General features: G+C 48.4%; 13 protein-coding genes and 1 pseudogene. 2 read left to right on the forward strand and 12 right to left on the reverse strand.

All coding sequences use genetic code 11. The annotated features are described in order from the left end of the window. Positions 1 to 120: 120 nt before the first annotated feature. A complete protein-coding gene (locus tag PAT3040_RS20125) occupies positions 121 to 2352 on the reverse strand; it encodes an MMPL family transporter (protein WP_108994134.1) in 2232 nt (743 codons plus the stop codon). Positions 2353 to 2515: 163 nt separating this feature from the next. Here PAT3040_RS20125 and PAT3040_RS20130 point away from each other — a divergent pair, with 163 nt between their 5' ends. Together PAT3040_RS20130 and PAT3040_RS20135 are read left to right on the forward strand one after the other, a co-directional pair. Next, positions 2516 to 3136 carry a TetR/AcrR family transcriptional regulator gene (locus PAT3040_RS20130; RefSeq protein ID WP_108994135.1) on the forward strand — a complete coding sequence of 207 codons (621 nt, stop codon included), beginning with the start codon at positions 2516 to 2518 and terminating at the stop codon, positions 3134 to 3136. Between the two features lie 53 nt (positions 3137 to 3189). Then, complete coding sequence (locus PAT3040_RS20135) at positions 3190 to 3483, forward strand: DUF3817 domain-containing protein (protein ID WP_087568539.1); 294 nt, start codon at positions 3190 to 3192, stop codon at positions 3481 to 3483. A 441-nt stretch (positions 3484 to 3924) separates the two neighbouring features. Here PAT3040_RS20135 and PAT3040_RS20140 read toward each other — a convergent pair whose 3' ends face one another. The 11 genes and pseudogenes from PAT3040_RS20140 to PAT3040_RS20190 form a co-directional block, all read right to left on the reverse strand. Next, positions 3925 to 4233, reverse strand: a complete 309-nt coding sequence (locus tag PAT3040_RS20140) for a hypothetical protein (protein WP_108994136.1) — start codon at positions 4231 to 4233, stop codon at positions 3925 to 3927. A gap of 49 nt (positions 4234 to 4282) precedes the next feature. Further along, on the reverse strand, positions 4283 to 4591 hold the full coding sequence (locus PAT3040_RS20145) for a hypothetical protein (protein ID WP_108994137.1): 309 nt from the start codon (positions 4589 to 4591) through the stop codon (positions 4283 to 4285). Positions 4592 to 4674: 83 nt separating this feature from the next. Continuing rightward, entirely contained in the window at positions 4675 to 5040 is a 366-nt protein-coding gene (locus PAT3040_RS20150) for a DUF6547 family protein (protein WP_108994138.1), read from the reverse strand. A 66-nt stretch (positions 5041 to 5106) separates the two neighbouring features. Then, complete coding sequence (locus tag PAT3040_RS20155) at positions 5107 to 5334, reverse strand: hypothetical protein (RefSeq protein WP_108994139.1); 228 nt, start codon at positions 5332 to 5334, stop codon at positions 5107 to 5109. A 190-nt stretch (positions 5335 to 5524) separates the two neighbouring features. Continuing rightward, positions 5525 to 5734, reverse strand: coding sequence for a hypothetical protein (locus PAT3040_RS20160; RefSeq protein ID WP_373863958.1), 210 nt, complete (start codon positions 5732 to 5734; stop codon positions 5525 to 5527). A 15-nt stretch (positions 5735 to 5749) separates the two neighbouring features. Next, positions 5750 to 6201 (reverse strand): annotated as a pseudogene (locus tag PAT3040_RS20165) (LLM class flavin-dependent oxidoreductase). A gap of 15 nt (positions 6202 to 6216) precedes the next feature. Further along, positions 6217 to 7158 carry a ring-cleaving dioxygenase gene (locus PAT3040_RS20170; RefSeq protein WP_108994140.1) on the reverse strand — a complete coding sequence of 314 codons (942 nt, stop codon included), beginning with the start codon at positions 7156 to 7158 and terminating at the stop codon, positions 6217 to 6219. A 52-nt stretch (positions 7159 to 7210) separates the two neighbouring features. Continuing rightward, positions 7211 to 7654 carry a MarR family winged helix-turn-helix transcriptional regulator gene (locus PAT3040_RS20175; RefSeq protein ID WP_087568537.1) on the reverse strand — a complete coding sequence of 148 codons (444 nt, stop codon included), beginning with the start codon at positions 7652 to 7654 and terminating at the stop codon, positions 7211 to 7213. Between the two features lie 108 nt (positions 7655 to 7762). Then, positions 7763 to 9076: a hemolysin family protein gene (locus PAT3040_RS20180; RefSeq protein ID WP_087568536.1), complete on the reverse strand. Its 1314-nt coding sequence runs from the start codon at positions 9074 to 9076 to the stop codon at positions 7763 to 7765. Between the two features lie 141 nt (positions 9077 to 9217). Continuing rightward, positions 9218 to 10360, reverse strand: a complete 1143-nt coding sequence (locus tag PAT3040_RS20185; protein ID WP_258235078.1) for a DUF3900 domain-containing protein — start codon at positions 10358 to 10360, stop codon at positions 9218 to 9220. A 100-nt stretch (positions 10361 to 10460) separates the two neighbouring features. Beyond that, the coding region (locus tag PAT3040_RS20190) for a HelD family protein (protein ID WP_108994141.1) at positions 10461 to 12271 on the reverse strand (1811 nt) is incomplete at its 5' end.

Genomic DNA, 12271 nt, shown 5'->3' on the forward strand with positions numbered 1-12271 from the left:
CAACGAACAAGAATGGTAAAATGTTGCATTCCGCCAGGCAAATTGAAAAGGCTGCTTAACCTTCCCTATTAATAAGGGCAAGTTATGCAGCCTTTACAGATTTATAGCGTTACAAGCCGATTAACGTCCCGCTTCTTTCATCTTAACGCCTGCTTCCTCCGCCTTGCCTGGCCAGAACGCCCGTTTGCCCAGAATCGTAGTTATGGCCGGCACCAGGAACGGGCGTACGATAAACGTATCCATCAGTACGCCAATGGCGGTAATCAAGCCGAATTGGACAAGCACCTGGATAGGCAGCGTAGCTAGCACCGCGAATGTGGCGGCGAGGATCAGGCCGGCTGACGTAATTACGCCGCCCGTCTCCGCAACGCCTTCCTTGATTGCCTGACGCAGAGGCATGGACTTGCGTTTCTGCCAGATGCTCGAGATCATAAAGATATTGTAGTCCTCCCCCAGGGCGATCAAGAATACGAACGCGTACAGCGGAATGGAGCCCTGTATCGCCTCGATTCCCATAAGCTCGTGCAGGATCAGCCAGCCCAGACCAAGTGCAGCGGCATAAGAGAGCAAGACCGTGGCGACAAGATAGATTGTTGCCGTAATGGAGCGCAGATAAGCCAATAACAAGACTACGATTAGACCGATTACGATCGGGATGATCAATTGGTTGTCTCTCACCGTAACTTGCTGGGAATCATGCTGCTCGGCCGTCTGCCCGCCGATCCAGACGTTGCTGGCCGCATCGGCCGTCCCTGCTTCGGCAAGCGCTGCAACAGCAGCTTCCTTAAGCTCCGGAATTGCATTCATTGCCGCTTGATTGTAAGGATTCATACGATAAACAACGGAATACGCCGTGAGCGCAGTGTCGGTGGTGCTGACCTCAGGTTCGCCTACGTGATCGACCAGAGGATGCTGCGACAGCTTCTCCGCGACGGCGGCAGGCGCTCCTCCTTCCGAACGAACGACAACGGTAACAGGTGCCAGCTCGCCCGGCGTATATGCCTCGGAGATGACTTTAAAGCCTTCAACGGATGGCGTATCTTCGGGGAACGTAGACAGCAGATCGTATGTGTATTTGACCGGCAGCGCAAAGGAAGCAAGCGTTGCTAGCAACAGCGTACTTACGAGCGCAACGGTCCATGGCTTGCAAACGACAAGATTGCCGATCCTCGCGCCAAGCTTCCGCTCCGGATCCCGGCGAACATACGATTTTCCCTTTGCAGCGGCACGAGCTTTGGCCTCCTCCTCCGTACGCGGGATGAACGGATAAAACGATGCGCGGCCGATAATGGACAAAAGCGCCGGTACAAGCGTAAGACTTGCAATCATCATGATGAAAATCGAGAGGCTAAACGGAACCGCGAATCGATGGACGGCACCGTATTGCGCGAACAATAATGCGAACAGCGACAGAACAACCGTGAAGCCGCTCATCGCAATCGCTCCGGTCGCATTTTTATAGGAGCGGCGGAGCGCCGACATCCGGTTGCCTTCCCGGGTTAACTCTTGACGGAAGCGGGTGATGAAAAAGAGGCAATAGTCTGTGCCTGCGCCGAACAGCAGCACCGTCATAATGGCGATCGCTTGTCCATCCACCGTAATCCAGCCTTCTCCGGCCATCCAGCCGAGGATGGGACTTGTTACGGCATAAGCGAACCCGACGCCGACAAGCGGAATAATTGCAAGGATGGGCGAGCGGTAGATGAGCAGCAGCAGCACCAGGACAAGCAATACTGTCGCTACCATCAGCACGAAGTCCGCATTTTCGAACAAGCCGGTAGCGTCAACGCTAATTCCTGCTGGTCCGCTTATACGGACGCTGAGCTCCGAATCCGAATCAATGGCAGCCTCGAAAGGAAATCCGCCTGTCAAAGCTTCAATTTTCTCTTGAATCGCATGCAAATTTTCTTTTACGATATCCGTCTCCAGATAAGTTTCAAAGGTGACAGGCAACACGAGTGTAGTCCCGTCCTCCGATGAAATACCCTTTAACGCAGGTGCCGGCATCTCGTGAAGGGGGATGATTGCCTCTTGCCCTTCCAGAGGGGATTCGGCAAGCTCCGCGGTTAAAGCCTGCATGGCGGCATAATCTTGTTCCGTCAGTCCGCCAGCTCTGTTCCAGACCAGCAAAGCCGGCAATCCCGATTCATTCGGAAAGTGCGTACGAATAAGTTCGTCCGCGATGACCGATGGACTGTCGGCAGGCAGGTTCGGCGCATTGTTAATCTCTTTGTCCCCTACCGCCGGTAACGTCAGCGTCAAGATTGCGGCAATGGCAATCCAGACCAGAAGCGTCACCCAGCGTGATCGCGGCCCGGCGAACCAGGCCCCCATTTTCTCCAGCATGTGCATTACTCCTCCTTGTTCGATCCCGAACGATGTTATCACTTTAGTTCGGACGGCAACTCGTGGTAAAATAAAGTTGATGACATTATTATATATACCCAAAGGTTAATTAATCAATGAGCAATTTGTTAACATTCGTTGAACGGGTATCTACAGGAGGTACACGACATTGAAGTCGGACAAAATCAAGAGAAAGCCGGGACGTCCTAAAGCGAGCGAGTCTCCGCAGACAATGGCGCTGCTGCTGCGCACCGCTTCCTTCCTTTTTATGGAACATGGCTACGAGAAAGTGTCACTGGAGACGGTTGCGCAAGCATGTGGCGTTACCAAAGCGAGCGTTTATTATTATTTCGCCAATAAATCCGTCATCTTTACCGAGGCTCTGCTGTTCGTCCTCAAGATGGCGCATGACCAGACTGCTGCCGTCATCGAAGGTCCTGGCACGCTGAAGGAACGGCTGCAAGAGGTGGCGAGGCGCCATATGCGCAATCAACATGTCGACTTCGAGACGATGATGCGGGAAGCTTCGGCCGATCTCTCGGAGGAGCAAATCCGTTCCGTGCGCGAGCGTGAAGCGGATATTCACCGGCTTCTGGAGCGATTGTTCGCCAAGGCAATGGATGACGGCGAGATGAACCGAAGCGATCCCCTGCTGCTCTCCCATGCGTTCGTGGCTATGATGACAGTTCGCAATCGGACGGAAATTGTGAACGATCTGAGAACTTCGGGACAAGCAGCCGAAGAAATCGTACAATTGCTATGGACGGGCATAGCTCCTGTCCAGACCTAATAGTGCGAGGTCACAACCTTTAATACGATTTCTGCATCCGGAGGTTATTTTGAATGAATAATACCGCAATCGGCCGACTTCGTTTTGTCGGATTGCTCGAGGGTACCTCGTTTCTCGTTCTGTTGCTTGTCGCCATGCCTCTCAAATACTGGGCGGATATTCCGGAGGCTGTAGCTGTGGTCGGCGCGCTTCACGGAGGATTGTTTGTGCTCTATTTGGTCGCTGCCATATGGGCAGCCATCCGTTACCGCTGGACGATCCTTAAGCTCGGCGCAGCATGTATCGCTTCCGTCCTACCATTTGGCCCGTTCATCTTCGACCGCAAGATTCTGCGCGAAGAGAAATAACGGCTAACCTTGCCACACAGGTTTATAGGCCAGAACACAAAACAATCGCGGCAGTCGGCAGTTGCACCGAGAAGCCGCGATTGTTCGCGTGGATAAGATTTTTGCGAATGCGGTGTTCGTTAAAAATCATATTCCGCATCTTTTGCTTGTCGAATCGCTGCATAAGCACCGACCAGAATTACGGTATCTTCTACGAGTCGATCCAATCGGAAAAGAATATCGTCATTTACAATTTCTTTTCTGCGGTAATCCTTATGTAAGGAGAAAATAAAGTATTAGACTGGAGTTGTTGATGTAGCGGGTTTTTTGAATCAAAGAATCGTCAGCTTTTGCGAAATAAGTTTTAGACTGAGGCATTAATATAAAGCAGCGGCAGCCAAGGACAAGAAAATAAAGTCCTAGACTGCCGCTGTTCTTGTTAACCTAACGTTCCCCGATAGTTCAATACAAGGATGAAATATGCTTACAATGGGTTTCTAATTCCGCTAGCGTATATAACTCTGTTTTGGGGAAATTGGGGGAGATCTCTTTACCATAGGTCAGATGTACGACAGCGAATTTATCTAAATCCTTTATCCAGTAAACCACATCATCATTATCTTCTCTTCTTGCGACAGCAAGAGCCTTTTTGGCGTAGAGAATGTGGTCTGAAGACAACTCCTTGCTTAGCTCGTTTTCTAGTGTTTCCGCCACACTGTCCGTAACTATCCACCAAGGATCATCCATAAACTCCTTTAGATTTTCTTTCATTGATAAAACCTCCAGGGGACCTATTAATAAACAATCGTTCACAGATAGCTTAATCATCTTTTTTCAAGAGCTGATTAAATACCTTAGTAATATCTGCATAACCCACTACTTTTGAACCTTCTTGAATAGTGATTATTTTCCCAACCCATAAGCAATGAGGATAATTTTCTGGAGTAATAAAAGATATAGTACCTAGTACAGTTTCGCCTAATTGAACGATTTCTCTATCGTAGTAGTGATGAGTGCCAGTTGTTAGATAATCAGCTGTTACGAGATGATTCGGTCGATAACCAGTACTTGCTGGATTCCTTCTGCCGCCTTCTTTTAAGAAGGTTATTTTAGCCTCAACATCTGCCATTAATACCCCCCTTTTCCTTGGCAAAGAATCATGGTTGCTTTTGTTCAATCGTTCTCCGATAGCTTAATGTGTAATCTAGAAAATTATCTATTCTGATCCGGCCATGAATCTCCTTCTCTGCGGCATACCCAATCATAATGCATACCAGAGTCAAAGGGATCAGTTGCCATTTTTACGTCATTTTTCACGATTTCAAGCCCTTCAAGATTAATTTGATCTGTCAGATATACAAGTACATCATGAATCCCGCCATCTCGAGCCGATTGGGCGATCAGTGCTACTACCTCTTTTTGTTCTGTCGTCAATTCACTCAAAACTTTATTGATCTTCTCGTTTTCAACGGTTTTCGGCCAGCCATTACCCGTTATCCAGCGTGGTAATACACATGGGCGTAATTCTGCTAAATCATCAATGAATTCCTTATAAAGATCTAATGCTTGCTTCTCCATCTGTTTCCCCCATTATAGGATTCTTTATAGGTTTTGATTCTCTAAAGATTGAACTAAAGTTCTCCTTTAGTTAAGTTCACTTAACAGCCTTGCAAGGCTAAATACAATAAAAACAAATCCGATGGCCTTATATACGAATAAAACCTTTTTGGATGTAGAGCTTTTTTTATCATCCTTTTCCCATGTACCTTCATTGCCATCCATATTATCGAGATTAAACCACCCAATTTTTGAAAACATCTTAGGGAAAAACAACAAGAAAAATCCGAGGAATAAAAACACGAACCATTCCAAAGTAGGATTCACTCCTCATTTTGATTTCACTATAAACTTAACAATGTTAAATCAATTTTACTACGCTATTATAAGTAGGTAGTTGCGCAAAACTGCCCGTTAGCTCAATGAAGCGGCACAGTCTAATACTTTATTTTCTCAGTCTACAACTTTATTTTCCGAGTCTAATACTTTATTTTCTTTGAACACCTTATCCTCTATAAAAACATAAGTCTGTACAATATGCGCCTTCATATAAGCTAAAATCGGCTTTAACTGTTGTTCGGCCATCAAATAATGTTTGGCAAAGTAATGTAATCGTTGCATCCGGATATTTATCGCGTGCCCTCTTAAGGGTATAATCGATCGCGGTTCTTGTTTTAGATCCAACATTTGATCCTGCTATTCCTACGATATTCATGGTCTCTTCTCCTCCTTACTTTTGGGCTGTATGCTGCCTGATTGCCGGCAAGATCTCGGTTGCAATCAGCTCGATATTTTTAACGATTTTATCAAACGGCACGCCGCCAAAATCAATTTGTGCCATGAAGCGCTGTTGACCGAAAAGCTCGTATTGATATAACAATTTTTCGATAATTTGCTGCGGACTTCCAATCATTAACGCATCTCGATGATATTTTTTGTCGCTTGAGCTATAGCTCCCAAAATGACGGTATGCGCCTGGGTAGTAAAATGCAATTGATGACTTTCGCCAACGGCAAATACATCTAAACCCGCTTCATCGGCTAATTTGCTTGCCTCAATTAATTCATGGATTCGTTGTTCGGCGCTAATCTGGCTCTCTGTTACAGGATTTAGTACATGATCACCAATCGAATATAAACCAAATTCCAAACCTTTTTTTGTATCAATGCGATATTGTTCCATTATCGTCCTCTCCTTTTAATCAAGTGGCTTTAAATGGGCTTCGATTTCTTGTCGTCTCGCTTCTAGGAATGGCGGTAAATCCAATTCTTTTCCTAACGCTTCAACAGGAGAATCTATTGTAAAACCGGGTCCATCTGTTGCAATTTCAAATAAAATGCCATTCGAATCACGGAAATATAAGCTTTGGAAGTAAAAACGATCGACGATACCTGACGAATGAAAGCCGCGATCTTTTACCGCTTTGTCCCAATAACTGAGCTCTTCCTCGTTTTTCACCCGAATCGCCAAATGATGAATACTTCCTCGACCAGGCTTTTCACTCGGCCCATCTTCTTGCTTTACAACAATTTCGCCAAATGCTTGTCCTGCAACAGACTGATATATGGTTTCACGATCCGAGTGCGACACTTCTATATATCCAAACATATCCCTTAAAGTTCTCGCCGTTTTTTCCAAAGAACGCACAGTCAATTCCACAGTACCCATACCTAGAATACGATGGTCTTGCTCAACATCAGAATCATCCCAAGGCGACCAGAAATCGGGTATCTCTTCGCCATTATTGTTTAGTAAAATAAGCCGCAGCCCTTCTGAGTCCTCAAACGGAAGTGCCGCTCGACCTGCATACATGGTCACTTCTCCATGCTTGACACTAAAATGATCAAAACGATTTTTCCAATATGCCAGACTTTCAATGGACGGTACCAATAAACCGATTTGAGTAATTGCATTTGTCCCGCGAACGGTTCTTCCAACCATAGGCATTTCGAAAAAGGATAACTCCGTGCCTGCACTTCCCGTTAAATCTCCGTAAAACAAATGATACATGGATGGATCATCTTGATTGACCGTCTTTTTAACTCTTCGTAAACCCAACACATGTTGATAAAAATGATTATTCGTCTGAGCATTTTTTGTGATCATCGAGATATGATGATGTCCGGGGATTTTATACATAATAATTCCTCCTCTATTTTCGCTTGATTAATCAAGTGATACTTTAAAAAAACTACTCGGGCGGTATTTCTTTGATTAAGCTATGTTTATGCACGCGTGTAATCAGTGAATATAATGTTTTCATTTCCTCCTCATTTAATACATCCTCAAAAAAGGAAGATTGCAGCGCAAGCTGAGCTGGCATTGCTTTTTCCACAATCGCTTCACCCTTCTCGGTTAAACGAATCGTTTTCGTTTTCCAATCTTGCTTGCGAACAATATATTTTTCTTTCTCAAGACGTGCAAGCATGCGGGAAATACCCCCTTGTGTGACGGTTACTTTTTCTGCTAACTCCATTTGTGTAAGCGGCTGATATACTTTGATTTGTATTAATACATCAAACTGCGCTGTTGTTAGATCAAATCTTTTTAAAAATTCGTTTGAAAACTGGTTACTGTGGTTCGAAAAACGCAATAATCGCAACCAGATTAATGAACCTCTTGTATTATTGCGCATTTCGTTTCCTCCCCTTCGGTGACCTTGTTATCACTTTACTACTCAAATGAATAAAATGCAAGCTAAGAATCTTTAATTTGAGATTATTAATTTTTAGTTGATTTTTAGCTATGCATGTCCATACTCGCTCATTTCACTTTCCGCATCGTCGGCGAAAATTTCGATTTTGCGAATGCGGTGTTCGTCCCGCTCCCGAATAATGAATCGTGTCGAGTGATAACGCCATACCTCGCCCTCGGACAATGCCGGCTGCTGCCGATAGATCCAACCGCCAATCGTATCCGCTTCATCGACAGGCAAACCAATGCCAACCGCATCATTAACCTCATTAATTAACGCTTTGCCATCAACCAGATAATGACGACTCTCCAGCCTTTCAATCTCAACGGTCTCGTCCTCGTCGAATTCGTCCCGAATTTCTCCAACGATTTCTTCGACGATATCCTCCATCGTAAGCAGTCCGGAAGTGCCGCCGTATTCGTCCAGAAGAATTGCCATATGTACCCGATTCATCTGCATCAGCCCCATCAGCTTGCTGACAGGCATAACATCGGGCACGGACATCGTTGGCTGCAGCAGCTCCCGGAGGCTGGGCTTTACCTCCCCGTAATCGTGGATAAACAGATGTTTTGTATTTAGGATACCGATTATCGTATCTTTATCCCCGTCCGCCACCGGATATCGGGTATATTGTTCTCGCCGAATGATGGCAGCATGCTCTTCGCGATCCTGACCGACGAACAAACATACCATATCCGTTCTAGGCACCATGATTTCACGGGCAAGCCGTTCGTCGAAGTCGAAGATTCGGTTTACATAACCAAATTCGTTGCTATTGATTTTGCCGCTTTCGAAGCTCTCAGATAAAATATGGCGAATCTCCTCCTCGGAGTGTGCCTCATGCTCGCTGGCTGGACGTAAGCCAAGCAGTCGGACCAATCCATTAGCGGAGCCGTTAAGCAGCCAGATGAAGGGATACGCTACGCGGTGGAATCCGATCAGAACAGGCGCCGTCCATGAGCTGATCCGCTCAGGCTGAATGATGGCGACGGTCTTAGGCGCCAGCTCGCCCAGGACGACATGCAGATAAGTGACAAGTAGAAACGAGATCAGAAAGGAAAGTACCGCAAGCCCCTTGCCTTCAATACCAAGCGTATGGAAAAGAGGATGCAGAAGCTTCTCCACCGTAGGTTCGCCAAGCCAGCCTAATCCAAGGGCCGTGACCGTAATGCCGAGCTGGCATGCGGACAGATAACCGTCGAGATGCGACGTCACATGATGAACGGACTTGGCGTTTTTGACGCCTTCATCCACCATCTGCGCAACCCGGCTGGGGCGCATCCGAACGATTGCGAATTCCGCCGCGACGAAAAAAGCCGTACATATAAGCAACAAAGCGAATGCGGCAAGATTGAGAATCATGATAGGACTCCCTTCAAAAGGTTAGTTGGAACAAGCAAACCCTGGGGAGACGGTCAAGGACCGTCTCCCCAGGGTTTGATCGTCTACCTATCATCCTTGCCCGCAAAACGGGTCGGCATACCTAGCCAATCCCTTAACTCTTTACCAGGGAACGTCGTCTTCGCTGCCAGCCGCTGCTTCTGATTCGTTATAGCGGCCGGTTGCGTCCTCCTGCTGTTCCACCTTCGTACCGATAAGGGGGATGACGTCGACAAGCTTCATCGGCTGCAACAGCTCGACGGGCGACATTCCCTTCTCGAATTGGAAAAAGTCACCTTCGATTACCGCGATGTATCGGCCGTTATGTTTGGCGAAGCGAAGCGAATTTCCGAAGTCGGACAACAATCCTTTTACCGTTACGCCGCCCAGCTTGAAGCTAAACGGAAGATCCGGCTTCTGCTCCACCAGCGCGGCGGCTGCCGTCTCGACCTGCTCTTGCGACCACCATTCTTGCAGCTCCCGCTTCTCGCTTGCCGCCCATACTTCAACCGCGTTTTCTTCCTCGCTGCGTTCGGAGCTTGTCTCCTCTTGCCATTTGTCCGCAATATATTGATGGACCATCTCTACCACCTGATCGCCGATGACTTCAGGCAGCGGTTTCTCGTAAGATACATATTTCAAGAAATCCTCGAAATAACGCGCATGCGAGGCTTGATGAATTTTCAGCTCCCACTGATCGAGCGAACCCTCCTCCGGCATATGAGGATATTGGATCGACTTGATGCTCCTGGCGCTGATCGCCATCTCCACATGGGAGATCAAACTGCGTTCGTCGGAGATCCGGGCGATCTTGGGCTCGAAATCGCATTTCAACAAAAACAAAAACGGCTCGTCGAAATAGGTATTCAGCTTGGCGCGGGCGATGACGAAGGCGCCGCCGCGTACCGCGCTCGTATCCATATAGATGCGCACGAGCTCGTCGGCAATGCCAATGAACCTCTCTCGCGTATCGGCGTCGCGGAGCCGCTGGAACAGATTGTAGTTCTGATTGCTTCCAAGCTCGTATCCCGGTTCCACCATAAATCGCCCGATCTTCGTCGGCGCTCCGGCGCTGTTCGGGTTGCGCTCCACCTTGCGTTTCACGATTCGTTTGAATTCCTCATCCAAAAAATTTTTGATCTCGCTTTGCTCGTAATCGACGCCATCCAGCGTCTGATAATGTTTGAACCGCCTGCCGGACGAATCGTCTCCGTCCCCGTCGGTCAGGATGACAAAAAACGATAAAAACTCCATACGAAAATCCACGCCAGCTTTTCCCCCCGATAAAATGGTGTCGTTATTATAGAATATCATATGGAACGCGGAGGATACATAACGTATTTAGTCGTACCTTTGTCAATGTTGATTAATCGGCAGGATGCCAGCCTTCCAATAGCGATGTTCTAGTGTCGCGATAGAACAACGTAAGCTTGTGCAGCGCGCGGGTACAACCTACGTAAAGGAGTTTAGCGTCCATGGGACCGTAAGCATCTGATCCTGCATCCGCAACTAGCACGGCGTCGAACTCCAACCCTTTGGACAAGTAGACGGGTACGATGGTAAGTCCTCCATCATAAGCGGGCTGCTTGCTGAGGACAAGCGATGCCGTCATTCCATCTCGCATAAAATAGCTGTAAATGTCCTCGCATTCTCTTGCCGTTCGGCCTACAATCGCGATCGTATCGTATTCGCCAGCCTCCTGCCACTGCCTAGCCGTGTCCGCAATACGACGCAGCCAATCCCCATTCGTCGCGCCGGCATGTTCTACAGTGACGGGGTCTCCGCTGCGGAAAACAGGGACGGCCGGTTTGACGCCGCCAGTCATGCCTCCCAGGATGACGTTCGCAAACTCAATGATCTCCATCGTCGATCGATAGCTCCGGTTCAGCTCGAAGAAGTCCGCCTGATCGTCCGGGAACAATTGTTTAAGCTCGTCCCAATCCCGAATCCCCGTATAGCCATGTATGCCTTGCTGCAGGTCGCCGAGCACGGTCATGGACACGGTCCGTTGGCATAGCTTCAACGTCTCGAGCTGGAACGGCGAGTAATCCTGCGCTTCGTCGATGACGACATGATCGAACGGCGCATTTTGCAATCCGTATAATCGAAGCTGGATATAAGCAAGCGCCGCCAAGTCCTCGGCCGCCGCCTCGCCTCGGGCCAGCCGCTCCGACGTCGTTTTGGCGATCGGCTTCGGTACGGTAGTCAGCGCCTGTTTACCTTTGAACAGCGAGGCATACAGCTTAACAGCCGTATAAGATGGCATACGTTTTACGAAAGCGTTAAGCTTCGATAACGCCGTAGATCGCAGTTTCTTGTCGGCGATTCCTTTTGTCTTAAGTTCCGACTCCAACCAGCGGCGAATCCGGCTGGCAAGACGATCCCGCTTCTCCATGAGCGATTGCTCGCCATAATCGGTATCGTGCCACTCCTGCATTTGCTCCGGTTTAAGCTCCATCCGCGGCAACGGCATAAACGGTACATCCGGAACGATGTTGTCCGCAAGCTCCTTCAACCGCTCGTCGATGGCCTCCTTGAAGTCAAGGCTTCCCTTATATAATCCGGAGGCTTGCTCAAGCTCCGCGTGCGTCCGGGGCTGCTCGAACCAATAAGCCATTGTCTCCGAAGGATCGGATAACGCCACTTCATGCTGGAGCAGTCCGATCGCCCAATCGGAATAGGTCGTCTGGCTAATGTCGCCAACGCCGAGTTCGGGCAATACGCCTGAGATATAATCCAGGAACATGCGGTTGGGTGCAAAAATAATCATTCGTTCTGCTTTGATCCGGCCTTCGTACTGATAAAGCAGAAAAGCTAATCGATGGAGCGCCACTGTCGTTTTGCCGCTGCCCGCGACGCCCTGGATAAATAGCGCCTTATTCCGCTCCGCACGGATAATGCGGTCCTGCTCCTCCTGAATCGTCGAGACGATATCCCTCAGCTTGTTGTCTTTGTTCTCGCCCAGGCGATAAAGCAGGAATTCATCGGACACGGCGCCTTCCTCCTGGCCTCGAACATAACTGTCGACGACACGGATCAGCTCTCCGCTGCGCACCATCAGATTTCGTTTAAGGTGAACGTAACCGGAGACCTCCCCGTCGGGAGAGTCATAAACCGCCGGCGCGTCGCCGCCCGTAAACGAATAGAACAAGCTGGCGGCGGGCGCCCGCCCAACGA

Source organism: Paenibacillus agaridevorans, assembly GCF_003112455.1.
Lineage (GTDB): Bacteria > Bacillota > Bacilli > Paenibacillales > Paenibacillaceae > Pristimantibacillus > Pristimantibacillus agaridevorans.

Bases quoted from the DNA above. Each gene is read 5' to 3' on its own strand.
- PAT3040_RS20180 (WP_087568536.1), bottom strand. From the start codon at position 9,076: ATGATTCTCAATCTTGCCGCATTCGCTTTGTTGCTTATATGTACGGCT.
- PAT3040_RS20140 (WP_108994136.1), bottom strand. From the start codon at position 4,233: ATGAAAGAAAATCTAAAGGAGTTTATGGATGATCCTTGGTGGATAGTT.
- PAT3040_RS20125 (WP_108994134.1), bottom strand. From the start codon at position 2,352: ATGCACATGCTGGAGAAAATGGGGGCCTGGTTCGCCGGGCCGCGATCA.
- PAT3040_RS20170 (WP_108994140.1), bottom strand. From the start codon at position 7,158: ATGTATAAAATCCCCGGACATCATCATATCTCGATGATCACAAAAAAT.
- PAT3040_RS20160 (WP_373863958.1), bottom strand. From the start codon at position 5,734: ATGAATATCGTAGGAATAGCAGGATCAAATGTTGGATCTAAAACAAGA.
- PAT3040_RS20175 (WP_087568537.1), bottom strand. From the start codon at position 7,654: ATGCGCAATAATACAAGAGGTTCATTAATCTGGTTGCGATTATTGCGT.
- PAT3040_RS20135 (WP_087568539.1), top strand. From the start codon at position 3,190: ATGAATAATACCGCAATCGGCCGACTTCGTTTTGTCGGATTGCTCGAG.
- PAT3040_RS20145 (WP_108994137.1), bottom strand. From the start codon at position 4,591: ATGGCAGATGTTGAGGCTAAAATAACCTTCTTAAAAGAAGGCGGCAGA.
- PAT3040_RS20150 (WP_108994138.1), bottom strand. From the start codon at position 5,040: ATGGAGAAGCAAGCATTAGATCTTTATAAGGAATTCATTGATGATTTA.